Source organism: Pseudomonas sp. 30_B, from assembly GCF_017491605.1.
In the GTDB taxonomy this organism is placed as follows: domain Bacteria; phylum Pseudomonadota; class Gammaproteobacteria; order Pseudomonadales; family Pseudomonadaceae; genus Pseudomonas.
Window position 1 is genome coordinate 122,155 of the sequence record NZ_JAFGYY010000005.1, and the last position, 26,057, is coordinate 148,211.

At 67.4% G+C, this 26,057-nt stretch carries 22 protein-coding genes and 1 riboswitch; of the genes, 7 read left to right on the forward strand and 15 right to left on the reverse strand.

Annotated features, from left to right (window positions below; genetic code table 11):
• Positions 1–244 precede the first annotated feature (244 nt).
• Positions 245–1,249 carry an Ldh family oxidoreductase gene (locus J5M67_RS07050; protein ID WP_207884601.1) on the reverse strand — a complete coding sequence of 335 codons (1,005 nt, stop codon included), beginning with the start codon at positions 1,247–1,249 and terminating at the stop codon, positions 245–247.
• A gap of 66 nt (positions 1,250–1,315) precedes the next feature.
• Complete coding sequence (locus tag J5M67_RS07055) at positions 1,316–1,606, reverse strand: hypothetical protein (protein WP_207884602.1); 291 nt, start codon at positions 1,604–1,606, stop codon at positions 1,316–1,318.
• Positions 1,607–1,714: 108 nt separating this feature from the next.
• Between J5M67_RS07055 and J5M67_RS07060 the strand changes: the two genes are divergently transcribed.
• From J5M67_RS07060 to J5M67_RS07070, 3 genes are all read left to right on the forward strand, one after another.
• A complete protein-coding gene (locus tag J5M67_RS07060; RefSeq protein WP_207884603.1) occupies positions 1,715–3,574 on the forward strand; it encodes an Ig-like domain-containing protein in 1,860 nt (619 codons plus the stop codon).
• A 221-nt stretch (positions 3,575–3,795) separates the two neighbouring features.
• On the forward strand, positions 3,796–5,700 hold the full coding sequence (gene dxs, locus J5M67_RS07065) for a 1-deoxy-D-xylulose-5-phosphate synthase (protein ID WP_207884604.1): 1,905 nt from the start codon (positions 3,796–3,798) through the stop codon (positions 5,698–5,700).
• A gap of 30 nt (positions 5,701–5,730) precedes the next feature.
• Positions 5,731–5,930, forward strand: a riboswitch (cobalamin riboswitch).
• A gap of 87 nt (positions 5,931–6,017) precedes the next feature.
• Complete coding sequence (locus J5M67_RS07070; RefSeq protein WP_207884605.1) at positions 6,018–7,889, forward strand: TonB-dependent receptor; 1,872 nt, start codon at positions 6,018–6,020, stop codon at positions 7,887–7,889.
• Positions 7,890–8,230: 341 nt separating this feature from the next.
• Here J5M67_RS07070 and J5M67_RS07075 read toward each other — a convergent pair whose 3' ends face one another.
• Genes J5M67_RS07075 through J5M67_RS07090 form a run of 4 tightly spaced genes read right to left on the reverse strand, consistent with a single transcriptional unit; the run spans position 8,231 to position 11,865 of the window.
• Positions 8,231–8,830 carry an HAD family hydrolase gene (locus J5M67_RS07075; RefSeq protein WP_207884606.1) on the reverse strand — a complete coding sequence of 200 codons (600 nt, stop codon included), beginning with the start codon at positions 8,828–8,830 and terminating at the stop codon, positions 8,231–8,233.
• Positions 8,827–9,696 carry an acyl-CoA thioesterase II gene (tesB, locus tag J5M67_RS07080; protein WP_207884607.1) on the reverse strand — a complete coding sequence of 290 codons (870 nt, stop codon included), beginning with the start codon at positions 9,694–9,696 and terminating at the stop codon, positions 8,827–8,829. The genes J5M67_RS07075 and tesB overlap by 4 nt, the downstream gene beginning before the upstream one ends.
• A gap of 13 nt (positions 9,697–9,709) precedes the next feature.
• Entirely contained in the window at positions 9,710–11,326 is a 1,617-nt protein-coding gene (locus J5M67_RS07085) for a nitroreductase family protein (RefSeq protein WP_207884608.1), read from the reverse strand.
• Positions 11,323–11,865 carry a GNAT family N-acetyltransferase gene (locus J5M67_RS07090; RefSeq protein WP_207884744.1) on the reverse strand — a complete coding sequence of 181 codons (543 nt, stop codon included), beginning with the start codon at positions 11,863–11,865 and terminating at the stop codon, positions 11,323–11,325. Before J5M67_RS07090 ends, J5M67_RS07085 begins: the two co-directional genes overlap by 4 nt.
• A gap of 211 nt (positions 11,866–12,076) precedes the next feature.
• Here J5M67_RS07090 and J5M67_RS07095 point away from each other — a divergent pair, with 211 nt between their 5' ends.
• On the forward strand, positions 12,077–13,282 hold the full coding sequence (locus J5M67_RS07095) for an MFS transporter (RefSeq protein WP_207884609.1): 1,206 nt from the start codon (positions 12,077–12,079) through the stop codon (positions 13,280–13,282).
• Between the two features lie 87 nt (positions 13,283–13,369).
• Positions 13,370–14,293, forward strand: a complete 924-nt coding sequence (locus J5M67_RS07100) for a histone deacetylase (protein WP_207884610.1) — start codon at positions 13,370–13,372, stop codon at positions 14,291–14,293.
• Here the strand turns inward: J5M67_RS07100 and J5M67_RS07105 are convergent.
• Positions 14,278–14,778, reverse strand: a complete 501-nt coding sequence (locus J5M67_RS07105) for a hypothetical protein (RefSeq protein ID WP_207884611.1) — start codon at positions 14,776–14,778, stop codon at positions 14,278–14,280. The genes J5M67_RS07100 and J5M67_RS07105 overlap by 16 nt on opposite strands.
• Before the next feature lie 336 nt (positions 14,779–15,114).
• Here J5M67_RS07105 and J5M67_RS07110 point away from each other — a divergent pair, with 336 nt between their 5' ends.
• Both J5M67_RS07110 and J5M67_RS07115 read left to right on the forward strand, forming a co-directional pair.
• Positions 15,115–16,356, forward strand: coding sequence for a TIGR03862 family flavoprotein (locus J5M67_RS07110; RefSeq protein ID WP_207884612.1), 1,242 nt, complete (start codon positions 15,115–15,117; stop codon positions 16,354–16,356).
• A gap of 59 nt (positions 16,357–16,415) precedes the next feature.
• Entirely contained in the window at positions 16,416–17,021 is a 606-nt protein-coding gene (locus tag J5M67_RS07115) for a GNAT family N-acetyltransferase (protein ID WP_207884613.1), read from the forward strand.
• A gap of 116 nt (positions 17,022–17,137) precedes the next feature.
• On the opposite strand, the gene J5M67_RS07120 is transcribed toward J5M67_RS07115, so the two are convergent.
• The 8 genes from J5M67_RS07120 to J5M67_RS07155 all read right to left on the reverse strand — a co-directional run bounded on the left by J5M67_RS07120 (position 17,138) and on the right by J5M67_RS07155 (position 26,048).
• The gene (locus J5M67_RS07120; RefSeq protein WP_207884614.1) at positions 17,138–18,613 is read right to left on the reverse strand and encodes an aldehyde dehydrogenase family protein; all 1,476 of its coding nucleotides are present in this window, start codon (positions 18,611–18,613) and stop codon (positions 17,138–17,140) included.
• A gap of 25 nt (positions 18,614–18,638) precedes the next feature.
• Positions 18,639–19,457 carry an ABC transporter permease gene (locus J5M67_RS07125; RefSeq protein ID WP_207884615.1) on the reverse strand — a complete coding sequence of 273 codons (819 nt, stop codon included), beginning with the start codon at positions 19,455–19,457 and terminating at the stop codon, positions 18,639–18,641.
• Position 19,458: 1 nt separating this feature from the next.
• Complete coding sequence (locus J5M67_RS07130) at positions 19,459–20,370, reverse strand: ABC transporter permease (protein WP_207884616.1); 912 nt, start codon at positions 20,368–20,370, stop codon at positions 19,459–19,461.
• 127 nt (positions 20,371–20,497) lie between these two features.
• Positions 20,498–21,640 carry a PotD/PotF family extracellular solute-binding protein gene (locus J5M67_RS07135; RefSeq protein ID WP_207884617.1) on the reverse strand — a complete coding sequence of 381 codons (1,143 nt, stop codon included), beginning with the start codon at positions 21,638–21,640 and terminating at the stop codon, positions 20,498–20,500.
• Positions 21,641–21,691: 51 nt separating this feature from the next.
• A complete protein-coding gene (locus J5M67_RS07140; protein ID WP_207884618.1) occupies positions 21,692–22,807 on the reverse strand; it encodes an ABC transporter ATP-binding protein in 1,116 nt (371 codons plus the stop codon).
• Between the two features lie 358 nt (positions 22,808–23,165).
• Positions 23,166–23,984, reverse strand: a complete 819-nt coding sequence (locus tag J5M67_RS07145; RefSeq protein WP_207884619.1) for a LuxR C-terminal-related transcriptional regulator — start codon at positions 23,982–23,984, stop codon at positions 23,166–23,168.
• A 169-nt stretch (positions 23,985–24,153) separates the two neighbouring features.
• Complete coding sequence (locus J5M67_RS07150) at positions 24,154–25,521, reverse strand: DEAD/DEAH box helicase (protein WP_207884620.1); 1,368 nt, start codon at positions 25,519–25,521, stop codon at positions 24,154–24,156.
• Between the two features lie 50 nt (positions 25,522–25,571).
• A complete protein-coding gene (locus J5M67_RS07155) occupies positions 25,572–26,048 on the reverse strand; it encodes an NYN domain-containing protein (protein ID WP_207884621.1) in 477 nt (158 codons plus the stop codon).
• Positions 26,049–26,057: the final 9 nt, after the last annotated feature.

Here is a 26,057-nt window from a genome sequence, read left to right on the forward strand (position 1 = left end):
AGGGAGTGAACTGTCGGCCAGTCCCTGCCGATGCTCAGCCCCGGCCTTGCGCCGGGGCTTTTTTATGCACGGGATTCTGGCCAAACGGCTCTTCGTAGGAGCGGACTCCGTCCGCGATGACTCCACGACGCGCCGGATCCCATCGCGGACGAAGTCCGCTCCTACCGTTCAGGCACCGCGCCAACCTGTAGGAGCGCGCCATGCGCGCGATCGCGGGCATGGCCCGCTCCTACAGGGATATGAATTATTCCAGCAGCCTGCGCAGGTCGGCATACAGCGAATCGCTGATCTCCACGCCTTCGGCGAGGCTGCGCTTGCGCGCGGCGAAGCGCCGTTGCGACGGCAGGCGCGCACCCATGTCGACGATGGACTCGAACAGGGTTTCCGCCCGCGCCAGATGCTGCGCAGCGTCCGCACCAAGGAAGCGCGCCGGGTCGAGGGCGATCAGCAGTTCGCCATGGTACGGCGAGGACTTGGTCCCGGCATCGAAGACCGTGGATTCGGCACTGGTCAGGTCGCCGATCAGGGGGCCGGCGATCAGCTCGACCATGGTCGCCAGCGCCGAGCCCTTGTGCCCGCCGAAGGTCAGCATGGCGCCGTCGAGCACGGCGCTCGGGTCGGTGCTGGGATTGCCCTGGGCATCGATGCCCCAGCCCAGCGGAATCGCCTTGCCCTCGCGCTCGTGCAGCTGGATTTCCCCCCGCGCCACGACAGTCGTGGCGAAGTCGAACACGTACGGATCACGCTCGCCGCGCGGCCAGCCGAAAGCAATGGGATTGGTGCCGAACAACGGCCGCGTGCCGCCGGCCGGGGCCACGTAGGCCTGGGCCGGCGTGACCGCCAGGGCGACCAGACCATGGGCGGTGATCCGCTCGATCTCCACCCACAGCGCCGAGAAATGCACGCAATGGTTGATCGCCAGCGCGGCAATGCCCTGGCTGCGCGCCTTCTCCGCCAGCTTCGGCAGACCGAGGTCGAAGGCGCACTGCGAGAATCCGCCCCTGGCATCCACACGCACCAGCGCCGACGCAGGTTCGGACAGCTCCGGCACGGCATCGGGCACCACCTTGCCGGAACGCGCCGTATGGATGCAGCCCAGCAACCGCCACACGCCGTGGGACGTGCAACCATCGCGCTCGCCCGCCAGCACGGTGTCGGTCACCGCCTGCACGTGGGGTTCGCTGAAACCGTTGTGGCGCAGGATCGCCACCGACAGTTCGCGCAATTCATCCAGGCTCAGTCTGGCCACGGTTCGATTCCTTATCCGCTGAAGAAAGGCGGAGACCTCCAGCACGCAAGGTCTCCATGACACCCGTCACAGTGACCGCTCAGGCCGGCCCGCGCTTGAGTGTATTCCCGCCGGGGCGAGACGAATTCGGCACAGCCGCATCACGGCCGGCTTGATCCAGCTGCCGCGCAGAATTTCCCGGACTTCGTTTTCGCGCGACGGCCTGGGAGCGACTTCGACGCCATAGCCTCCGACAGGGTCTTCAGAAAACTCCTCATTGCGTTTCTGCTGCACCAGAAAACCGTCCCGCCAGTGCTTCGCTACCAGTTCACTTTTTACGACCAAAGTCGTACTGCCGTCGGGCGGGAGATGGTCCATACGCCGCCAATCCCTAGCATTTGCGCGTGGAAATCCAGTCCGAAACCGCTTTTCTCCCGGTTAGTTCTGGTCATTCATCGACCACGTTTCTTCTAATGGAACTCCATCATGAGCACTACCTCGCGTTCTCTTTACCAGCGGCCCTTCTCTGCCAGCCCGACTTACGCCAGCGACGCCTACTCCTCGTCCGCCTACAGCCTTGCACCTTCGTTCGGCACTGCGCCCCTCTCGGCTGCCAACTTGCAGCCCACCGTTATCCTCGGCGGCCACGACAGTGCGTCGGCCAGCCTGAGCGACGGCCAGACCACCCACTCCGCCGCTCCCACTCTCTTCGGAACCGGCACCCCAGGTGAAACCCTGCAGTTCTGGGCAACCGCGCTGGACCCGACCGGTGTCATGCTCGACAGCTACCCGATGGGCAGCGCCGTGGTCCAGGCCGACGGCACCTGGCAATTCGATGTCCCGCCGGTCCCGCAGAGCGCCCGGTACGACTTCCAGGTAACTTCCGCTCACGGTGATTCGGCCAGCCTGCGCCTGAACATCTCCGACGTTCCGACCCTCGAACCGGTGCACCACGACACCGGCATCACCGGCGCGACCGCGCACAGCGCGGCGGTAACCGGTGAACTGGCCAGCGGCGCCACCACCGAAGATCCCCGTCCGACCTTCCACGGCACCGGTACGCCGGGCGAGCTGCTCATGGTCAACGCCATTTCCGTGGGCGCCGATGGCCAGGCTTCCAGCATCATCCTCGGCCTCGGCACGACGCTGGTACAGCCGGACGGTACCTGGCACTTCACCGCTCCCTTCCCGATCCAGCAGGGCACCTACGATGTCTACGTCGGTCACGGCATCATCGAAGGCGACCCCTTCCGCCTGACCATCGACAACTCCTGGCCAGCACCGCAGCCCCAACCGGAACCGCAGCCCGAGCCGCAACCGGAACCGGTCCACGGCAGCGTCGCCATCACCGGCGCCGTCGACCACGCAGGTCCAGTCACCGGTGAGCTGGCCAGCGGCGCCATCACCGACGACGTTCGCCCGGAGCTCCACGGTACCGGCGCACCCAACAGCCTGGTGAATGTCATCGCGGTCGCCCTGGGTAACGACGGCAATCCGATCGCCAACTTCGAACTGGGCAAGGCCATCGTCGGCCAGGACGGCACCTGGCAGTTCATTCCCGATCATGCCCTGCCCGACGGCGCCTTTGACTTCCGTGTCAGCCAGGGCAATGAGGACAGCCCGGCCTTCCGCCTGGTCATCGACCGCGCCTGGACCGACGGCGTACAGCCGGTTCAACCCGACCAGCCGACCCTGCCGGTCGACCCGGTAGTACCGGAGCAGCCGGAGCAACCGGTCGCCAAGGCACTCACCCTGACCGGCGCAGTCGACCACGCAGGCCCCGTCACCGGCGAACTGGCCATGGGCGCCACCACCGACGATACCCGCCCGACCCTGCACGGCACCGGCATGCCCAACAGCCTGGTAAGCGTCTTTGCGGTTGCCTTGGGTAACGACGGCAATCCCATCGCCAAACTCGACCTCGGCAAGGCCATCGTTGGTCAGGACGGCACCTGGCAGTTCACGCCCGAACACCCCCTGGCCGACGGCGCCTTCAACTTCCATGTCAGCCAGGGCACCACGGATAGCTCGGCCTTCCACCTGGTCATCGACCGCGCCTGGACCGACCAGACCATCGTCGAGGGTGGCCACCAGAACGTGCTGAACCACGGCCTGGAACTCGACCTGGGCAACCTGGTGCGCACCGAGGTGCAGAAAAACGCGACCAGCGGCAAGGCCAACCTGCCGTCGCTGAGCCACGTTCTGGAGCACGGCTCCAGCGACCTGCCGCTGGTCGGCAGCAACGCCAGCTACAGCGCTCCGGCAACCAGCGCCTCGCACTTCACGGCAGCTGACTTCCATCCGGCCAGCTTCGACGCGCTGAACGCCCTGCACGCCGTGGTGTAACAATCGGCGCCGCAGCGGGCCTTCGGTGAAGGTCCCCTGCGGCGCTTTACCGCTCCCCCAACTTTCATACAAGCCTTGCCGTACGGCGCTCAGGCAGACTTTTGCCGCGCAGAGCCCTGTAATTCGACGCGACCATTCATCCGTTGGCCCTACGTTGCTTGGGCCAATCCGGAGCATCAGGTAAACTTCCGCATCTTTGCCTTCTCATAACGATCAGCCTGATGCCCACGACGTTCCACGAGATTCCCCGCGAGCGCCCTGCCACGCCCCTGCTCGACCGCGCCAGCACGCCGGTCGAGCTGCGCCGGCTGGGCGAGGCGGAGCTGCTGACCCTCGCTGACGAACTGCGCCAGTACCTGCTGTACAGCGTCGGCCAGACCGGCGGCCACTTCGGCGCAGGGCTCGGCGTGATCGAACTGACGGTCGCCCTGCACTACGTCTTCGACACCCCGGACGACCGCCTGGTGTGGGACGTGGGCCACCAGGCCTACCCGCACAAGATCCTCACCGGCCGCCGCGAGCGCATGGGCACCCTGCGCCAGAAGGACGGCCTCGCGGCCTTCCCGCGCCGCTCGGAGAGTGAGTACGACACCTTCGGCGTCGGCCACTCCAGCACCTCCATCAGCGCCGCCCTCGGCATGGCCATCGCCGCGCGCATGCAGGGCTCGGGCCGCAAGTCGGTGGCGGTGATCGGCGACGGCGCAATGACCGCCGGCATGGCCTTCGAGGCGCTCAACCACGCGTCGGACGTCAAGGCCAACATGCTGGTGGTCCTCAACGACAACGACATGTCGATCTCCAAGAATGTCGGCGGCCTGTCCAACTACCTGGCGAAGATCATCTCCAGCCGCACCTATTCGAGCATGCGCGAGGGCAGCAAGAAAATCCTCTCGCGCCTGCCCGGCGCCTGGGAAATCGCGCGCAAGGTCGAGGAACACGCCAAGGGCATGCTGGTCCCCGGTACCCTGTTCGAAGAGCTGGGCTGGAACTACGTCGGCCCCATCGACGGCCACGACCTGCCGACCCTGATCGCCACCCTGCGCAACATGCGCGACCTGGACGGCCCGCAGTTCCTCCACGTGGTGACCAAGAAGGGCAAGGGCTTCGGCCCGGCCGAGGTCGACCCGATCGGCTACCACGCCATCACCAAGCTGGAGCCAATCAAGGCCCCGGCGGAACCGAAGAAGCCGTCCGGGCCCAAGTACTCCAGCGTGTTCGGCCAGTGGCTGTGCGACATGGCAGCCCAGGACCCGCGCCTGGTCGGCATCACCCCGGCGATGAAGGAAGGCTCCGACCTGGTGGCCTTCGCCGACAAGTTCCCGGACCGTTACTTCGACGTCGCCATCGCCGAGCAGCACGCCGTGACCCTGGCGGCCGGCATGGCCTGCGACGGCGCCAAGCCGGTGGTGGCGATCTACTCCACCTTCCTGCAGCGCGGCTACGACCAGCTGATCCACGACGTCGCGGTGCAGAACCTCGACGTGCTGTTCGCCATCGACCGCGCCGGTCTGGTGGGTGAAGACGGCCCGACCCACGCCGGCAGCTTCGACCTCTCCTACCTGCGCTGCATCCCCGGCATGCTGGTGATGACCCCCAGCGACGAGAACGAACTGCGCAAGCTGCTCACCACCGGCCATCACTTCGAAGGCCCGGCGGCGGTGCGCTACCCGCGTGGCACCGGTCCCAACGCGCCCATCGAGCCGACGCTGGATCCGGTGGAAATCGGCAAGGGCGTGATCCGCCGCGAAGGCAAGGCCGGCAAGGTCGCCTTCCTGGTGTTCGGCGTGCAATTGGCAGAAGCGCTGAAGGTCGCCGAACAGTTCGACGCCACGGTCGTCGACATGCGCTTCGTCAAACCGCTGGACGAGGCACTGGTGCGCCAGCTCGCCGCCAGCCACGAACTGCTGGTGACCATCGAGGAAAACGCGGTGATGGGTGGCGCCGGCGCCGCCGTCAGCGAATTCCTCGCCCGCGAGAACATCCTGCAGCCGGTCCTGCACCTGGGCCTGCCGGACTACTACGTCGAGCATGCCAAGCCGGCGCAAATGCTCGCCGAGTGCGGTCTTGACGCCGCCGGCATCGAACGCTCGGTGAGCGCTCGCCTGGAGGCGCTCGGCAACCGCTGAGCGCATGCCTCTCCCGGAGTATTGCCAGTGACGGGCGCACCTGAGTAAGGTGCGCCCGTTTTCGTTCGAGGTAACGGGAAGCAGGTGGAAGACCTGCGCTGCCCCCGCAACGGTAACCGACCGCAGGCCCCGGCCTGCCGCGCTGCGAACCGCCACTGTGCATCCGCATGGGAAGGCCGCAGGCGTGAGTGTCGGCAGCCCGGAGACCGCCCTCGTACGCCCCGACAGGTGTTGCGGAGGGCCGCACCGTCAAGTGCGGCCTGCCGCCCTTGCCACGCCCTCCTCGAAAGTCATCCGCCCGCTTTTGAGGACGTTCCATGAAACTGACCCGACTCGCCCTGGCCACCGGCCTGCTGCCCGGCCTGGCCTTGGCCGACGCCAGCGTTCCGACCGGCGATATCTATGCCATGCCGGCACTGGTGATCACCTCCGGCCGCCAGGCCCAGCCGCGCATCCAGGCCACGTCCGCCAACAGCGTGTTCACCCGCAAGGAGATCGAGCAGTTGCAGGTGCGCAGCGTTCCCGAGCTGCTCAAGCGCGTGCCCGGCGTACAGATCGGCAGCTCCGGCGGCGTGATCTCCTATTCCGTGCGCGGCACCAGCACCGCGCAGACCCTGGTGCTGGTCGATGGCCAGCGCATCGCCTCGGCCAGCAGCGGCATAGCCCGCCTGGACTACCTGAGCATCGACAACATCGAACGCGTGGAAGTGACTCGCGGTCCGCGCTCCTCGCTGTACGGTGCCGATGCCATCGGCGGCGTGATCCAGATCTTCACCCGCCACGGCGAAGCCGGACTGCACCCGGAAGTGCGCCTGGCGGCCGGCAGCCACGGCACCTTCGAGCGCAGCGTGAACCTCTCCGGCGGCGATGAGCGCACCACCTACAGCCTGGGCGGCAGCCTCGACGAGAGCGATGGCTGGGACCGCACCAGCGACAACGTCGGCGCCGACAGCGACGACGACGCCCAGCGCAACAAGGCCGTGCACCTGAACCTCAACCACCGCCTCAACGAGGACTGGAAAGCCGGCCTGAACCTCAACGACCAGCGCGGCAAGAACGAGTACGACGACGCCTACAACTTCGAGCCGGGTTCTCCCCGCGACGAGTTCCGCGTCAGCAGCTACAGCGCCTACCTCGACGGCCAGCTGACCGACATCTGGGGCAGCCGCCTGGAGCTGGGCCGCAGCTTCGACCGCAACAAGGCCGTGGGCGCCGCCGACAGCTGGAACAACGGTTCCCTGGAAACCACCCGCCACTCGGCGAGCTGGATCAACCGCCTACAGCTGGACGCGGCCAATCAGCTGGCCCTGGGCGCCGACTGGTATGAAGACAAGGTCGACGGCAGCACCGTGTTCGCCGAAGACAGTCGCGAGAACCACGCCGTCTTCGCCCAGCACAGCTTCAAGGGTGACTCCTTCGGCACCGAACTCGGCCTGCGCCACGACGACAACCAGGCCTACGGCACCCAGAACAGCTGGAACGCCGCCTTCAGCCTGCCGGTGGGCGACCACCAGAGCTGGATCGCCAGCTACGGCGAAGGCTTCCGCGCACCGACCTTCAGCGACCTCTACTACCCCGGCGCGGGCAACCCCAACCTCAAGGCCGAGACCTCGAAGACCTACGAGCTGCAGTGGCGCGGCGACTTCTCCGGAACGCACCTGGAAGCGTCGGTCTACCGCACCGAAGTCGACGACCTGATCGCCTGGGACAGCACCAGCAACCAGCCGGAGAACATCGCCAAGGCACGCATCGACGGCTTCGAGGCCAGCGTCGCCCGCGAGGTGCTGGGCTGGCAGGCCAACCTGGGCCTGAGCCTGATCGACCCGCGCGACCGCGACACCGGCCACACCCTGCCCTACCGCGCGCGCCGCACCCTGAGCCTGGACCTCGACCGCCAGTTCGGCGCCTACGGCGTGGGCGGTTCCTGGCGCGCGGTCAGCCAGCGCTACGACGACGCGGCGAACACCCGCGAGCTGTCCGGTTACGGCGTACTCGACCTGCGCACCAGCTGGTTGGCCAGCGACGAGATCCGCTTCGACCTGAAGCTGGATAACGCGCTGGACCGCGATTACGCCTTGGGCGACTACCTGCGCCCGACCAGCCCGATGGACTACATGGGCGAAGCCCGCCCCTACCAGGAACCGGGCCGCACCGCGCTGCTGGCGGTGACCTGGACACCGGAGTTGTAAGGCCCGCGCCAGGCCTGCGACGGGCACGCCGAAACCCGGCATGCGCGTAGGAGCGGATTTATCCGCGATGATCCGGCGCGGCCGGATATCGATCGCGGACGGAGTCCGCTCCTACGCAATGTCCAACATCCGTAGGAGCGGGCCATGCCCGCGAATCGCGCCCATGGGGCGCTCCTACAGGGAACAATGGCGCGGAAGTCGTTAATCGTAGGGCGCATAACCTGGAACAGGTTATCCGCCGATAGCCCAACAACATGACACCGGACTCAACCTGTAGGAGCGGGCCATGCCCGCGATTCGCGCCCATGGGACGCTCCTACAGGGGATATCGGTATCCGGGCCTACACCAGAACCCCCGCCATCCGCCCCAGCTCCGCGCAATCCTGCGCGTGCCAGTCGGTCAGCTCGGGCCAGGGATTCTCTGCAAGGTTCACCAGCGCACTGTGCGCCCCGGCCGCGCGGGCGCAGTCGAGGTCGAAGCGATAGTCGCCGACCATCAGCATCCGCTGCGGCGCCACGTCCCAGCGCGCCGCCAGGCGCAGCAGGCCGTCCGGGCTGGGCTTCGGATCGGCCTCGCCACGGCCGAGAACGTCCTCGGTGGCGAAGCAGTCGCCAATGCCGATGGCCGCCAGGGTGATCAACGCCAGTTCATGGGCATTGCGGGTCAGGATGCCCAGTCGATAGCCCGCACCATGCAGCGCACGCACCAGCGCCACCGCGCCGGGCGCGGCGGTGGAGGCCACCGCCAGCTCGCGTTCGTGCTCCAGCAGCCAGGCATGCTTGGCCGCCGCCTCGTCCTCTGGCAAGGCCGCCAGATGCGAGAGGATGTCGTGCTCCTGGGGAATCCCCAAGGCCCGCTTGATCGCCGGGAAGTCGTGCACCGCCAGGGTCAGGGTGCCGTCCATGTCGAACACCCAGTGGCGGATTTCGTCGAGTCTCACGACCAGTCCTCGCGATGGCGAATCAGGCCTTCCTGGGTCGCCGAAGCCACCAGCTGGCCGTCACGGTTGAACACGCTGCCGCGCACGAAGCCACGGCCGTTGCCGGCCCACGGACTGTCGATGGCATAGAGCAGCCACTCGTCCGCGCGCAGGTCGCGGTGGAACCACACGGAATGGTCGATGGTGGCGACCTGCATGTCCTTCTGCCACACCGAGCGGCCGTGGGGCAGCAGCGAGGTGGTGAGGAAGCCGAAGTCCGAGGCGTAGGCGAGGATGTACTTGTGCAGCGCCGGCACGTCCGGCAGCTTGCCGTCGGCGCGCAGCCAGAGGTACTTGATCGGCTCACCGACCAGCGGGTCGTAAGGGTCGTTCTGGGTGACCGGGCGGATCTCGATGGGCTTGGGGTACAGCAGCTTGTCGCGGATCAGCTCGGGGAACTGCTCGGCGCTGCGCCGCTTGAGCTCAGTGTCGGTGGGCAGGTTTTCCGGGCCGACCACGTCGGGCATGCTGATCTGGTGTTCGAAGCCTCCCTCGTCGGTCTGGAACGAGGTGCTCAGGGCGAAGATCGGCTGGCCCTTCTGGATCGCGGTGACGCGGCGGGTGCTGAAGGTGCCGCCGTCGCGCACCCGGTCGACCTGGTAGACGACGGGTTTGCTCGCGTCCCCCGGGCGCAGGAAGTAGCCGTGCATCGAGTGCACGTGGCGCTCCGGGTCCACCGTCTGGCTGGCCGCCGACAGCGCCTGGCCGAGCACCTGTCCGCCGTACAGCTGGCGGAACCCGAGTTCCTGGCTCATGCCGCGGAACAGGTTCTCTTCGATCTGTTCCAGGCTCAGCAGAGCCACCAGGTTGTCCAGGATCTGGGTCATGCGCGTGGTTTCCTCAATTGCGGTCTTGCTGAAGTGGGAGTCGGCGTGGCGACGGATAAGCGGGAAGGCTGGTGAGCCGTTCATCCCATACCGCGCGGCCGATGGTGAAATGATAGAGGCTGACCGGGCAGTCCGGACCGCCGCCGAGCAATTCGTCCAGCGCCGGGTCGAAATAGCAGCCGATGCCGGTGCCCGACAGGCCCGCAGCCTCGGCTTCCAGGTAGAGCATCTGGCCGACCTGACCGGTCTCCCAGTAAAGGCGCGGATAAGTCCAGGCGCCTTCGGCCAGGGCAGCATCGAGATCGGCGAGCATGGCGAAGGCGACACAGCCGTCGCTGGCGATGTCCTGCCCACAGGAGAGGAAGGCCGACAAGCCGCGCGCATCCCCTTCCAGCAGGCGATACAACGGCAGGCCCGACTCGCGGACCGGCTGCCACTGGAAGTCTTCGCGCAAGCCGCCCGGCGCACGACCGCTGCGGCCCAGCCAGTAGAGCCCCGGCGCCAGGTCCTGGACGCGGTGGACGAACAGCAACAGGTCGATGCGCGCCGGCTCGCCGGTACAGGCGAAAGGCACGGGCGAGCGCTCGGGCAGCAGGCGGCGCAACCAGGCATACAGCAGTTCGGCGTGGATGCCACTGCGGCCGTCCATGGATTGCGCGCTGCGGCGACGATGCAGGATCGGACGCAGTGGCAGACCGGGGTTATCCACCGCGGCTTCGGTTTTCCGCGTTGACCAGTCGCGAGCCGGCAGCGCGGGCGCACGACACAGCTGGTGGACCCGCTCCAGCTCCGGCCAGTGGCGATAGTCTCGCGATAGGCGATTGGGTGTACCGGCCAACGGCAGCTCGGCCAGCCCCTTGATCAGCTCATTGGGCAGCGGGAATTCGTCGGATTGTGCCGGGCCGATCCACAGCAGCGCATCGGCGAACTCGTGCTCGCTGAACCCGTCGCGGTCGAGGCCGATCAGCGCATCCAGTCGCGCTTCGGCAACGCCGCGCAGCAGGCGCACTTCCCAGCCCTGGATCGCCGCGGCGATGCCGAGGCAGGCCAGCGCATGGCCGAGGTCGTGATTGCAATAGCGATAGGCGCGCTCGCCGTACTTCCAGGCCTCGCGCCAGGGAATGCTCGCCAGTGACAGCAGGAAACCGCCGGAGGGCAAGGCATCGTTCAGTTGTTCGGCCAGCGGCGCCGGCAGCTCGGCGCGCACTTCCAGCACATGCTCATCAGCGCTGTAGTGCGCCAGCAGCGCGACGTTATCCACAGCCCCGGGAGGCAGCAGCAGATAGGCTTCGGTCGGGTGCAGATTGCCGCTAGACGGGTTGACCCGCAGCGCCCAGCGATTGCCGCCTGCCTCTTTCCAGGCCGAGATCGCCAGGCTGTCGTAGAGCAACTGCGAAACACTGTGCAGATTCAGCGGCGCCGGCCTGCCGATGGGGCCGGCGAACGCTTCGTCGTAGCCCGGTGACTCCTCCTGCGGCCGATGCAGCAACTCGATGAGGCGCGTGTCGGCATAACGGCGGAAAGGCGCTGGCTGGGTCGCCCAGTCGAGCTGGCCGGGACCGGGAGCGAAGCGCTCCGGACGGTGGCTGCTGAGCTCGTGATAGGCGCGCACGCCCTCGATCGGCTTCATGGGCGACGAATCCGGTAGAGCACATGCTGGCGTAGTGCATGGCCCTCCGGCAGGCGCGGATGCTCGAAGTCGCCGGCCTCATCGCGCCGCATGCCCAGGCGCTGCATCAGCCCCTGGGACGGCAGGTTGGCCGGCACGGTGAAGGCCACCACTTCATCCAGCCCCAGGCGCTCGAAGGCGAACGCCAGCGCTGCGCGGGCCGCTTCCAGCGCGTACCCCTGACGCCAATAGGCGGTATTGAAGCGCCAGCCGATTTCCACCGCCGGGGTGAAAGGCGCGTCGAAGGACACTCGCGCCAACCCGAGCACACCGATGAACGCTTCGTCCTCACGGCGCTCGACAATCCACTGGCCGAAGCCGTGCTCGTCGAAGTGCAGCAGGATGCGCGCCGCCAGCAGGTCGCTGTCCTCCCGGCTCAGGCAGGCGGGGAAGTGACGCATCACCTCGGCATCGGCGTTCAGCGCAGCGAAGGCCGGCAGGTCGGTGGCGCGCCAGGGCCGCAGCCGCAGGCGCTCGGTGGTCAGGCTGGGGATATCCATCGACGGGCCTTGGGTTTTCATCGGGAGCACTATGATACCCGCAGAAAGGTCTGACAGAGGCAGCCCGTCCGGCCAGCGTAATCGTTTCAGCACAGGGCCGTCCGCTTCTGGTATTTTTGTCCCACCCCCGCTGTCGGTCACTGCCTTGACCGTGCTTCGCGCAGACAGCCGCGCCGCCACGGCGCACCTCGAAAAAGACCAAGGAAAATCCATGACGACCTCCACCACCGGACTGCACCGCAGTACGGCCCTGGTGCTTTTCGCGCTTGCCGTCGGCGGCTTCGCCATTGGCACCACCGAATTCGCCACCATGAGCCTGCTGCCCTACTTCGCCCCGGCCCTGGGCATCGACGCCCCCACCGCCGGCCACGTGATCAGCGCCTACGCCCTGGGCGTGGTGGTCGGCGCGCCGCTGCTGGCGGTGCTCGGCGCGCGCCTGCCACGGCGCACCCTGCTGGTGCTGCTGATGGGTCTGTTCGCCATCGGCAATGGTCTCAGCGCCCTGGCGCCGACCTATCACTGGATGTTGCTGTTCCGCTTCATCAGCGGCCTGCCCCACGGGGCCTACTTCGGCATCGCCGCGCTGGTCGCCGCCTCGGTGGTGCCGCCGCACCGGCGTACCGTGGCGGTCGGGCGGATGTTCCTCGGCCTCACCGTCGCCACGATCATCGGCGTGCCCCTGGCCAACTGGCTGAGCCAGGCGGTCGGCTGGCGCTGGAGCTTCGCCCTGGTCGCCGCACTGGGCATCGCCACCATGCTCTGCGTGCGCCTGTTCGCGCCCTACTCGCCGGCCGAGCCGGACTCCAGCCCGCTGCGTGAGCTGGGTGCCCTCAAGCGCGGCCAGGTCTGGCTGACCCTCGGCATCGGCGCCATCGGCTTCGGCGGATTGTTCGCGGTATACACCTATCTCGCTGACATCCTCGGCGAGGTGACCCAGGTCTCGCCGAGCATCGTGCCGCTGGTCATGGCCGTGTTCGGCATCGGCATGACCCTGGGCAACCTGTTCATCCCCGTGCTCGCCGACCGCGCCGTGATGCCCACCGCCGGCGGCCTGCTGGTGTGGAGCGCGGTGGTACTGGCGATTTTCCCGTTCACCGCGGGGAACATCTGGGCCATCTCGATCTGCGTGTTCTTCGTCGGCTTCGGCGGCGCCCTCGGCACCGTGCTGCAGACCCGCCTGATGGACGTCGCCGAAGACGCCCAGGGCCTCGCCGCCGCACTGAACCACTCGGCGTTCAACTTCGCCAACGCCCTCGGCCCGTACCTCGGCGGCCTGGCCCTGGCGGCCGGTTACGGCTGGACCTCGCCGGGCTGGGTCGGCAGCCTGCTGGCCATCGGCGGCTTCGTGCTGTGGTCGGTCTCGATGGCCACCAGTCGCAGCGCCCAGCGCGACACGGCGCTGTCCAGCGAAGGTTGAATGCAAGAGGGCCGGCGCAATGCCGGCCCTTTCGTCTGCGCGCTCCGCCGACGTACCCTGTGGCGTCTCTTCCGATCTGCCGACGCCATGCCGCTGCCCCTGGTCTACCACGACGACTACAGTCCGCCCTTTCCGGACAACCATCGCTTCCCGATGGAGAAGTTCCGCCTGCTGCGCGATCACCTCGTCGACAGCGGACTGACCCGTGACGCCGAGCTCCTGCGCCCGGAACTCTGCCCGCCGGACGTCCTCGCCCTGGCCCATGACCGCGACTACATCGAGCGCTACTGCAGCGGCGAGATGAGCCGCGAGGAACTGCGCCGCCTCGGCCTACCCTGGAGCGAGGCCCTAGCCCGGCGCACCATGCGTGCGGTCGGCGGTTCAGTATTGAGCGCGGAACTGGCTCTGAAACACGGCCTGGCCTGCCACCTGGCCGGCGGCACGCACCACGCGCACCATGACCACGCCTCGGGCTTCTGCATCTTCAACGACCTGGCGGTGATCAGCCTGTACCTGCTGGAAAGCGGCAAGGCCAATCGCGTGCTGATCTTCGACTGCGACGTGCACCAGGGCGACGGCACCGCGCGCATCCTGGAGAACGTCCCGGACGCGGTGACGGTGTCATTGCACTGCGAGAAGAACTTCCCGGCACGCAAGGCACAGAGCGACTGGGATATTCCCCTGCCGCTGCACCTGGGCGATACCGAGTACCTGAAAGTCGTGCAGGAAGCGCTGGACTACCTGCTGCCGCTGTACCAGCCGGACATCGTGCTCTACGACGCCGGCGTCGACGTGCACAAGGACGATACCCTGGGCTACCTGCAACTCACCGACGCCGGGCTGGCAGCCCGCGACGAGCACGTCATCCGCCGTTGCCTGGCCAGCGACATCCCGGTGGTCGGTGTGATCGGCGGCGGCTACGACAAGGACCGCCAGGCCCTGGCGCGGCGCCATGGCATCCTGCACCACAGCGCCAGTCGGGTGGCGACGGAGCTTCAGCTGATCCGGTAGCGCGAGTTGCTGGTGTCCATCCGCGAGGGAAGGCGCTGCTGCTCCCAGCGCGCCAGTTCCTGCTCGGAGAACCCCAGCAGGACCGCCGCACGTTGCCGGGCGTCCGCGCCAAAGACCTTCTCGCAGACCGCCATTACCTGCTCCGGAACGTGGTGCTTGAGCAGCTCCTGGGCGCGCAGCGGGCCGGCGTACTCCAGGTAACGCGGCAGGAAGCGGCTCCAGTTGGTGAACACATAGAGGTTGTGCAGCGCCACCTGCAGCGAGATGCGTTCGAGCAGCTTCTGCTCGAACTTCAGCTTCGACTGCCGGATGTTCTTTTCCAGGCGCACCAGCATGTGCGCCACGGCTTCGTTCAGCAGGTCACGAATCTCTTCGCTGGGCAGCCGTCGGATGACGATATCAACGCCATTGACGCGCACTCGGGTATCGTTGCCCTCACCCCACAGGTGGGCTTCATGGGCACGGAGGTAATCACGCACTTTCATCGTCAGACAGGACCGTATTTGCAACTGGCCGGCATGCTGACGGATTCACAAAAGCGCCAGAATCAGGCGCTCTCCTCATCCCCTGTAGGAATTGTCGCAATCACTACTGCGTGAGAACCAGAAGGCAGCGCGATACGCAGCTCCCATGAATGCTTCGGCCCCGCTCCCGCGGTTGTCCACGGCAACTGTGGAGCAGCCTGTGGATAAGCTGCGGGAAAGCACATGCAGCGCCGATGCACACGGCCTTCGGCGGCACTGGTTGGAAAATGTTCAGCCGGCAAGCGAAGCCGCTGCGCTAGAATTGCGCCCCGACCGCCCTTCCCGCCTGGCCACCGCATGATCCACACCTCCGCACCCGCTTCCCGTACCGCTGCCATCGTCGGCGGAGGCCCCGCAGGCCTCATGGCCGCCGAAGTCCTGGCCGGCGCCGGGGTGAAGGTCGAGCTGTTCGACGCCATGCCCTCGGTCGGGCGCAAGTTCCTGCTGGCCGGCGTGGGTGGCATGAACATCACCCATTCGGAGGCGCGCGAGCCGTTCCTGTCGCGCTACGGGCAGCGCGCCACGAGCCTGGCGCCGCTGATCGACGCCTTCGACAACCAGGCGCTTTGCCAGTGGATTCATGGCCTGGGCATCGACACCTTCGTCGGCACCTCCGGCCGCGTCTTCCCCACCGACATGAAGGCCGCGCCGTTGCTGCGCGCCTGGCTCAAGCGTCTGCGCGAGGCTGGCGTGGTTATCCACACCCGCCACCGCTGGCTGGGCTGGAACGCCGACGGAGCCCTGCTGATCGACAGTCCGGAAGGCCAGCACAGTCTTGCCGCCGACGTCACCGTGCTCGCCCTCGGCGGCGGCAGCTGGCAGCGCCTGGGCTCCGACGGCGCCTGGGTGCCGCTGCTGGCCGGACGCGCTGTGGATATTTCGCCGCTGCGCCCGGCCAACTGTGGCTTCGAGGTGGAGGGCTGGAGCGAGTTCTTCCGCGACAAGTTCGCCGGCGCTCCGGTCAAGCCGGTGGCCCTGTGCGTGGCCGGCGGCGAACCGCGCCAGGGCGAGTTCGTGGTCACCGCCGGCGGCATCGAGGGCAGCCTGGTCTATGCGCTGTCCGCGGCCATCCGCGAACGCATCGAGCAGACCGGCAGCGCCACGGTGCACCTCGACCTGCTGCCCAACCGCAGCCTGGAACAGGTGGCGAAGGCCGTGGCCCAGCCGCGCGGCTCCAAGTCCATGGCCAACCACCTGCGTGGCCGCCTCAGCCTCGACGGCGTGCGTGCCGGGCTGTTGCGGGAGTTGTCCACAGCCGCCGACTACGCCGATCCGCAGCGCCTGGCCACGCTGATCAAGGCCCTGCCGCTAACCGTGGTGCGCACCCGCCCGCTGGACGAAGCCATCAGCAGCGCCGGCGGCGTGACCTTCGAGGCCCTGGACGAAGCCCTGATGCTCAAGGCGCTGCCGGGGGTGTTCTGCGCCGGCGAGATGCTCGACTGGGAAGCGCCCACCGGCGGCTACCTGCTCACCGCCTGCTTCGCCAGCGGCCGCGCCGCCGGGCTCGGCGCCTTGCAGTGGTTGCAGCGGAATAACTGAGCACTGCGAAGCTGGGACGATAGTGCTAGATTTCAGACTCCCACCCAGGAGTCCTCTGTATGCCGCTGACCTTCCGCCGTGCCCGCCCCGATGATGTCGATGCCGCCATCCCGCTGATCTACAGCTCCGGCCCCGACGCCTTCGACTATGCATTCGCCCGCCCCGGCCGCAACAGCGCCCAGGACTTCCTGCATTACGCCTTCCTCCAGGGCGGCGGCCAGTTCGGCTGGCGACAGCACTGGGTTGGCGAGCGCGACGGCGAAGTGGTGGCGGCGGGAACGGTGTTCGGCGGCGAGGTGAACCTGGGCTACATGCTCGCGGCCACACGGCAGATATTCGGCTACTTCGGGCTGGGCGCGCCGAGAGTGATAGTGCGGGGCCTGCAACTGGAAAGGATCATCTGCCCGCCACCTCGCAAGACGCTATATCTCGCGCATCTGGGCGTCACTCAGGATCTGCGCGGCGAAGGGCTCGGCAGCCAACTGATCGACCACTTCCTGCAGTACGGCCGCCATGCCGGCCTGCCGATGGCAGCGCTGGATGTGTCGGTGGCCAACCCCAGGGCCCAGGCGCTCTACGAACGTTTCGGCTTCAGCGTGCAGGCCGAGCGCACCTCGACGCTGCCGGGCGTTGCCAGCCATCGCTACATGCAGCGGCCGTTGTGAGCCGGCCCCGGACATAGGGTGTACAAGCGTTCGCGGGCATGGCCCGCTCCTACAGGGGGCTTCGGCAAGCTCTTGTAGGAGCGGGCCATGCCCGCGACGCTTTTCAGGGGAAGCCGTCAGCCCTTCAGGTACCACCCCCACGGCTGCTCCGAGATGTACTCGGTCACCTGCTTTACTTCCAGGTAGTTCTCCAGCCCCCACACGCCCAGCTCGCGGCCGATGCCGCTCTGTTTCATGCCGCCCCAGGGCGCCTGGGTGAAGGTCGGTTGCGAGCAGTTGACCCAGACGATCCCCGCGCGCAGTCCGTCGGCCACCCGCGCGGCGCGCTGCGGGTCGCCCGACATCACCGCGCCGGCCAGGCCGAAGCGGCTGTCGTTGGCCAGGCGCAGCGCCTCGGCTTCGGTTTTGAAGCGCTTCACGCAGAGCACAGGGCCGAAGATTTCCTCGCGCCAGATCAGCGCATCCTCGGCCGGCTCGTCGAAGATCGCCGGCTCGATGAACCAACCCTCGTCCAATCCTGCCGGACGGTTGCCACCGGTGAGCAAGCGCGCGCCGCCGGCGCGACCCTTGTCGACGAAGCCGAGCACCTTCTCATGCTGCCCCTGGCTGACCAGCGGGCCGAGCAGCACACCCGGCTGCATACCGTTGCCGATGCTGATGGCGCGGGTCGCCTCCACCAGCCGCTCGATCAGGCGCGGGGCGATGCCTTCCTGTACCAGCAGGCGCGAGGTGGCGCTGCACACCTGGCCCTGGTTCCAGAAGATGCCGAACAGAATCCACTCCACCGCCGCCTCGACGTCGCTGTCGTCGAAGACGATGAAGGCCGACTTGCCGCCCAGCTCCAGGCTGACGTTCTTGATGTCTTGGGCCGCCGCCGACATGATCCGCGAGCCGGTCGGCACGCTGCCGGTGAAGGCCAGCTTGTCCACGCCCGGATGCTGGCTGAGCGGCCCGCCGGCCTCCGCGCCGAGGCCGGGCAGCACGTTGAGCACGCCCGCCGGCAGGCCCACGGCATCCGCCGCGGCGGCCAGTTCCAGCGCGCTCAGCGGCGTCAGCTCGGAGGGTTTGAGCACACAAGTCGCCCCCGCCGCCAAGGCCGGCGCGACTTTCCACGAAGCCATCAGCAGCGGGTAGTTCCAGGGAATGATCTGCCCCGCCACGCCCACCGGCTCCTGGCGGATGCGGCAGCGGAAACGCTCGTCGGGCAGCGGCAGCACCTGGTCCTGGCGCTCGTCCAGCTCCCGCGCCAGCTCGGCGTAATAGCGGAAACAGCCGATGGCGTCAGCCACGTCCCACTGCGCCTCGGGCAGCGGCTTGCCGTTGTCGCGCACTTCCAGTTCGGCCAGGGCCTCCTGGTTGCGCTCCAGTTCGCCGGCCAGCGCCTCCAGCCATTCGGCGCGCTCGGCGCCACGGCTCTGCCCCCAGCCGCGATTGAACGCGGTACGTGCGGCGCGCACCGCGTGATCGACGTCTTCCTCGGTCGCCGCCGGTACTTCCTGCAGGGGCTGGCCGGTGGCGGGGTCGAACGTGGTGAAGCGGCCACCCAGGTCCGGCCTGACCCACTGCCCGTTGATGTAGAGCTGGTCGCGCATCCTTCAGTCTCCTTGAAGTCGGCCCTCAGGCGGCCTGAACGCCGGTGCGGCGGTTCTGCAGGTAGCGGGAGGTGAACAGCAACGCCAGCGAGGCGCAGATGATCACCGTGGAGATGGCATTGATCTCCGGCGTGATGCCCCGGCGGATCGACGAGAAGATGTAGATCGGCAGCGTGGTCTCGGAGCCGGCGACGAAGAAGGCGATGATGAAATCGTCGAAGCTGAAGGTGAACGCCAGCAGGAAGCCGGCGAGGATCGCCGGGGCGATCTGCGGCAGGGTCACGCGCCAGAAGGTGTCCAGCGGCGGCGCGTAGAGGTCTGCGGAGGCTTCCAGCAGCGACTTGTCCATCGCCTCGACCCGGGTGCGGACGATCACCATCACCAGCGCCATGGTGAACAGCGAGTGCGCCGCCATGACGGTGCCGAAGCCCATGTTGAGTTTCGGCAGGCCGATGTCCAGCAGCGCCAGCAGCGGGTTGAGCACGTCGAACAGGGTGATGAAGGCGATCAGCGTGGCGATGCCGATGACGATGCCCGGCACGATGATCGCGCAGTAGGTCAGCGCGTCGAACAGCAGGCGCACGCGCTTGCCGACTCGCTGCAGGCCGAACACCGCGAGGGTGCCGAACAGGGTGGCGATCAGCGCCGAGCAGGTGGCGATCAGCGCGCTGTTGCCCAGGGCCTCCATGATGAACGGATTGCCGAAGGCGCGACCGAACCACTGCACCGAGCAGCACTGGAAGCTCAACCCGCTGCGCCCGGCGTTGAAGGCGAAGAGCATGATCAGCGCGATGGGCGCGTAGAGGAACAGGTAGACCGAGGTGGAATAACTGCGCAGCCACATGTCAGAGCACCCCGTCGTTGCGCGAGCCGCCGTAGCGGGCCACGAGTTTCAGGTAGACGCCGATGATCACCAGCATCATCGCCACCAGGGTCATCGCCACCGCGCTGCCGAATGCCCAGTTGCGCGATTGCAGAAACAGGTCGACCAGCGCGTTGCCGACGAAGAACACCTTGCCGCCACCGAGAATGGCCGGGATCAGGAACTCGCCCATGAGCAGGATGAACACCAGCATCACCCCGGTGATCACCCCAGGCGCGGACAGCGGCAGGGTGATCCGGCGGAAGGTCTCGAAGGCGCTCGCGCCGAGGTCGCCGGAGGCTTCCAGCAGGCGCTTGTCGAGCTTCTCCAGGGTCACGTAGATGGGGAACACCATCAGCGGCAGGTAGCCGTAGACGATGCCGATCAGCACCGCGTAGGGCGTGTTGATCAGGCGCACGTCGGCAATGCCGAAGGTCTCCAGCAGGGCCGGGATGCCGCGGCCGCTGAGCAGGAAGATCCAGGCGTAGGTGCGGATCAGGAAGCTGGTCCAGAACGGCACGATGACCAGCGTGAGCAGCAGCGACTTGTTGCGCCGCACCTTCACCGCCAAGAAGTAGGCCAGCGGGTAGGCCGCCAGCAGGCACGCCAGGGTGCCCAGCGGCGCCAGGGTCAGGGTGTTCCAGAAGGCCTGGGCGCGGGAGCCGAGGTTCAGGTAGTTCTCCAGCGTCAGCCCGCCGCCATAGCCGCCCACGGCGCTGCGCTCGCCGACGCTGAAGACCAGGATGATCACCAGCGGCATCAGGAGCAGCAGCAGGAACCACAGGGTGGACGGCAACAGCAGCAGGAGCGTGACGCGCCGGCCGAGGCTTTTCGCGCGCGAGACCGGGGGCGTCGCCCGGGTCTGCGGCAACGGTGCGCTGACAGCGATGTTCATGTTCGATTCCCTACGCATGGGATTGCACGGACCTTTTTTGTAGGAGCGAGCTTGCTCGCGAACGAGTCTCCCGGCAGCTCAGGTGCTGGGCAGGTTCGCGAGCAAGCTCGCTCCTACGAAGAGCCGATCAGGCCGCCTTGAACCGCGCCATCAGTTCGGCGCGCGCCGGGCTGGTGAGGGTCGCCGCGGCGCCGAACTCCAGCGGCGCCAGGCGCTCGGCCGCCGGGTACATGATCGGGTCGTCGAGCATCTCCTTCGAGAGCAGCGCATCGACGCGCTTGTCGCCGCTCGGGTAGCCGTGGGAGAGCACCTCCAGCTTGTTGTGCTGCGGGTCGAGCAGGTAGTTGATGAACGCGTAGGCGGCATCGCGGTGCTCGGCGCTCTTGGGAATGGCGAAGAAGTCGCTCCAGATCTCGCCGCCTTCCTTGCCCAGCACGAAGGTCATCTCCGGGTTGTCGCGGTGCAGCTGGGAGGCATCGCCGGTCCAGGCCATGGCCATCCAGGCGTCACCGTTGCGCAGCGAGGGCTGGATGTCGGAGTTGATCGCGAACAGGTGCGGCTTGGCCTGGATCAGCAGCTTCTCGGCCTCGGCCAGCTCCTTCGGGTCCAGCGAGTTGAAGCTGTAGCCGTAGTACTTGAGCGCATTGCCGATGGCGGTGAGCTGGTAGTCGTGGACGATGGTGCGGCCCGAGGCGCTGGTCAGGGTCAGGTCCCAGAACTGCTTCCAGGAATCCGGGTTGCCCTTCACGTGGCTGGCGTCATAGACGATGCCGGTGGTGCCCCAGTTCTTCGGCACCGCGTAGACCTTGCCGTCCACCGTGCCCTGGGCCATGAAGCGTTCCTCGAAGGCCTTGGGGTCGAAGTTGGGAATGCGCGAGAGGTCCAGCGGTTCGATCAGGCCGAGCTGCACGTAGGTGCTGATGGTGTAGTTGGTCGGCACGAAGACGTCCCAGCCGCTGCCGCCGGCCTGCAGCTTGGCGAGCATCTCCTCGTTGGAGCCGAACACGTTCATCTGCACCCGCGCGCCGGTGGCCTTGGCGAAGGCATCGAAGTTCTCCTGGCTGTGGTAGTTCGGCCAGGTGGCCAGGGCCAGGCGGTCACCGATGTTGCTGCCCTCGGCCGCGTAGGCCTTGCCGCTCAGCAGACCGGGGGTGTTGGCAGCGACCACCGCCATCGCCAGCCCGAGGCCGGTCCTGCCGAGAAACTCGCGCCGCGTGATGGAGCCGTTTTCCCAGCTGCGCATCGTCTTGATGAAACTCTTCTTGTCCATCGTCACTCCCCGCCTGTCTGCTGATTATTCGTCGTTAGGGTTGGATCGTTCTCAGAGCGCCATCGCCAGGGCGCTCGCCTGGTTCCAGCCGACCTGCACCGGCGCGCCATGCTCGAAGGCTTCCGCCTCGCCGCCCGCCTTGCGCGGCACGCGCACGCAGACGATGCCGAAGGCGTCGGTGCGCACGCGGTATTCGGTGAGGTTGCCCAGGTAGATGCGGTCTTCGACGCGGCCCTTCAGGCGCACGTCGCGCTGCAACTCGGAGTCGGCGGCGGCGATGCCGACCAGCTCCGGGCGCACCGCGATGCAGCCCTCGGCCTGGGGTGCGAGCGAGGGGCCGGTGGGCGTCGCCGGGCTGCTCAGTTCCAGCCCGGCCGGGGTGCCGAGCACCACGCGGCCGGAATCGAGGCGGCGCACAGTGCCGGAGAACAGGTTGGACTCGCCGATGAAGTCGGCCACGTAGCGGCTCGCCGGGGTTTCGTAGAGCGCTTCGGGGGTGGCGGTCTGGATGATCAGGCCGTCCTTCATGATGCTGATGCTGTCGCTCATCGACAGCGCTTCTTCCTGGTCGTGGGTAACCAGCACGAAGGTGATGCCGACCTCGCGTTGCAGGCGCAGCAGTTCCGACTGCATCTCCTTGCGCAGCTTGCGGTCCAGCGCCGCCAGCGGCTCGTCGAGCAGCAGCACGGTGGGCTTGTTCACCAGCGCGCGGGCCAGCGCCACGCGTTGCTGCTGGCCGCCGGAAAGCTCGTGCGGCTTGCGTGTGCCGAAGCCGGAAAGGCGCACCATCTCCAGCGCCTCGTCGGCCATGCGGCGCTGCTGCGCGCGGTCCGGACGCGGTGTGCGGTAGCGCAGGCCATAGGCGATGTTCTCGGCCACCGTCAGGTGCGGGAACAGCGCGTAATGCTGGAACACCATGTTCACCGGGCGCTGGTGCGCCGGCACCCCGGCCACCGACTGGCCAGCCAGCAGCACTTCGCCTTCGCTGGGCTGCTCGAAGCCGGCGATCATCCGCAGGGTGGTGGTCTTGCCGCAGCCGGAACTGCCGAGGAAGGAATGGAAGGCGCCGCGCTTCACCCGGAAGCTCAGCCCGTTGACCGCCGGCACGCTGCCGTAGCGCTTGACCACGTTACGGAATTCGATATCGAAGTCCTGACCGCTCTCCATCACCGCGCTCCCACTTTGTTCTTGTTGGGGCTCACGCTAGCAATGGGGGTTTCGGAGTGTATATATCCCTCGGGGGATAGATGGCGGGATTGGGCTCCTCGCTACGCACTCGTGCAATGGGCTCTCCCTGTAGGAGCGCGCCATGCGCGCGATCGCGGGCATGGCCCGCTCCTACAACGGGCACCCCGAGCTGAGGGTAACTGTAGGAGCGAGCTTGCTCGCTCCTGCAAAAGAGATCCTCCGGCAGCTCCGGCGCTGAGCGGTCACGTAGGGCGCATAACGCCCCAGGCGTTATCCGCCGCGAGCGACGCAACCAGAGGCAACGGCGGATAACCGTGAACGGTTATTCGCCCTACCGTCAGCCCACCGCCCGCATCCCACCCGCCGCATCGCGCCCCGCCAGTTCGCGGATGAACAGCCCGAGCAGTTCCGACTGGCTGCCGATGCCGAGCTTGGCGTAGATGTTCTTGCGGTGGATCTTCACCGTGCCGGGGCTGATGTCCAGTTGCTCGGCCACCGAGGCGCTGGAGTGGCCGCGCAGCAGCAGCTGGACGATCTCCTGCTCGCGGGCGGTGAGCACCTGCGCGCCGAACTGGTCGAAGGCCTCGCGGATCTGGTAGTCCAGGTCCTGCTCCGGGCGCGGTTGCGCGCGGCGCAGTTCCCAGGCCTCGCGCACCACCTGCTCCACGACCGGCCGCGCGCACTCCAGCAGTTGCATCTCGTCGCGGCTGAAGGCCGGACTGGAAGTCTTGCGCATCAGCGAGAGCACGGCGGTGGCGCCATCGGCGAGGTCGATGAAGAAGGCGATCTCCTCGGTCAGGCCGGTCTGCTGGTAATACGTCTGGTAGTACTCGCCCAGGTAGAAGTGGTCCGGCGCGAACTGGCGCAGGCGCCACAGCCCCGGCGCCTGCTGGCGGGTGCAGGCGAGGTAAAAGGGATCGAGCAGGTAGGGGCCGACCTGGTAGTCCTCGACATAGACATGACGGACATCGGCCGGGAAAGTGTCGAACAGGTCCAGCGGCCGGTGGTTGCCCTCGTAGACGAAGAGCACGAAGTTATCCACCGTGCAGACCTGCTGCAGCCACTGGCTGAGACCGAGCAGACGCGGACGACCGGGGGCCAGCGGGAGCAGATGGGCGACTCCGCCGGTCCAGGCTTTGAGTTCCTTGTGGCGCATGGGCTGTCGTTCTTGTTGTGTGCGCGATGGGCACACTATAGGCGTTCGGGATTCCACACGGAAATGCAGCTTTTGCGCCACACCCCGCAAAGCCCCGCCACGCCTGGCGACAGCAGCAGATTCAGCCTCCGGCGCGCACCGCGATGAGGCAGGCGCGCGCCTTGTCGGCTCAGGGGCGACGACCGCCCTTGCCGCCCGGCTTGCCAGAGGACGACTTGCCACCGGCAGGCTTGCCACCGAGACCGAAACCCGGCGCCTTGCGCACCGCCTTGACCTGCGGCTTGTCGTCCAGCAGCGAACCGAGGTGCACCTTGCCCGGCTTGCCTTCCGGCACCTTGGGTTGCTTGGGCTTCTTCGGCTTCTTCATGACCTGGCCGCCGGGTGCGGTGACGGGCACCCGGTGCTCCGCCTCGAAACCGTCTTCTTCCTTGCGCTGCAGGGTCTGGCCGATCAGCGTCTCGATGGCCGCCAGCTGCTGCACTTCGTCGGCGCACACCAGCGAGATCGCCTGGCCGCTGGCGCCGGCGCGGCCGGTACGGCCGATGCGGTGCACGTAGTCTTCGGGGACGATGGGCAGGTCGAAGTTGACCACCAGCGGCATCTCCTCGATATCCAGGCCGCGTGCAGCGACATCGGTGGCGATGAGGAAGTCCACTTCGCCGGCCTTGAACCGCGCCAGGGCGCGCAGGCGTGCCGGCTGCGGCTTATCGCCATGGATGGAATCGGCGCGGATGCCCTCCTCCTGCAGCAGGCCGACCAGCTCTTCAACGCCCTTGCGGGTCTTGGCGAACACCAGCGCCTGGCGCCAGCCCTGCTCGCGCAGCAGGTGCAGGAACAGCTCGGCCTTGCGTTTCTTGTCCACGGTGAGCAGGTGCTGCTTCACCGTTTTCGCCGCCGTGTTGCGCGGCGCCACGTCGATGGTCAACGGGTCGCGCAGCAGGGTGCGGGCCATCTGGCGGATGGCATCGGAGAAGGTCGCGGAGAACAGCAGGGTCTGCCGGCGCCTGGGCAGCGCGGCGAAGACTTCGTCCAGCTCACGGGCGAAACCGAGGTCGAGCATGCGGTCAGCCTCGTCCAGCACCAGGGCCTGCAGCTGGGTGAATTTCAGGGCGTTCTGCCGGTACAGGTCGAGCAGGCGGCCAGGGGTGGCAACCAGCACGTCGACGCCCTTGCGCAGCTTCATCATCTGCGGGTTGATGCTCACGCCGCCGTAGGCCACGGAGGTGCGCAGCGGTACGTGCTGGCCGTAGGCGCGGAAGCTCTCGTGCACCTGCTCGGCCAGCTCGCGGGTCGGCACCAGCACCAGCACGCGAATCGAGTTGGCGGCCACCTGCGGGCCTTCCTGCAGCAGCTTCTGCAGCAGCGGCAGGGCGAAACCGGCGGTCTTGCCGGTGCCGGTCTGGGCGGCGGCGAGCAGGTCGCGTCCCTTGAGCACGGCCGGGATGGCCTGGGCCTGCACCGCCGTCGGGTTCTGGTAGCCGAGCCCGTCGAGGGCGCGCAGGAGGGGGTCGATCAGGCCAAGGTTGGCGAAGGTCATGGAGCGCTCGCAGAAACGATTCGGAATGGGCGGCATTGTAGCCGCAAGGGTCAGGAACGCAGCAGCAGCGAGCCTTCGATGGGCACGTAGCGGCTGGCGGCGCGGATCAGCGCCTGGGCGGTGAGGCCCGGCACGCCGTAGGCGGTGGCGTCGGTGCCACCAGCGCGGACGCGGTCGAGCAGCAGGTCGAAATCGCCGTCGCCGGAGGCCAGGACGATCTCGTCGACCTTGGGCGCGGCGTCGAGGATGTCGATGGTGATGCCCACGTCCCAGTCACCCTTGGCCGAGCCGTCGGCGCGCTGGATGTAGGGCTTGAGCTTCACGGTGAAGCCGAGCTTGCGCAGGATCTGCTGGAACTGCTGCTGCTTCGCGTCGCCCCGGTCGATGGCGTAGGCGTAGGCCTGGACGATGCTGCCCTGGGCGCTCAGCTCGGCCCACAGCGCGGCGTAGTTGAAGTGGCAGCCGTAGGCCTGACGCACGGTGTAGTAGAGGTTCTGCACGTCAGCGAACAGGGCGATGGTCTTCAACGATGACTC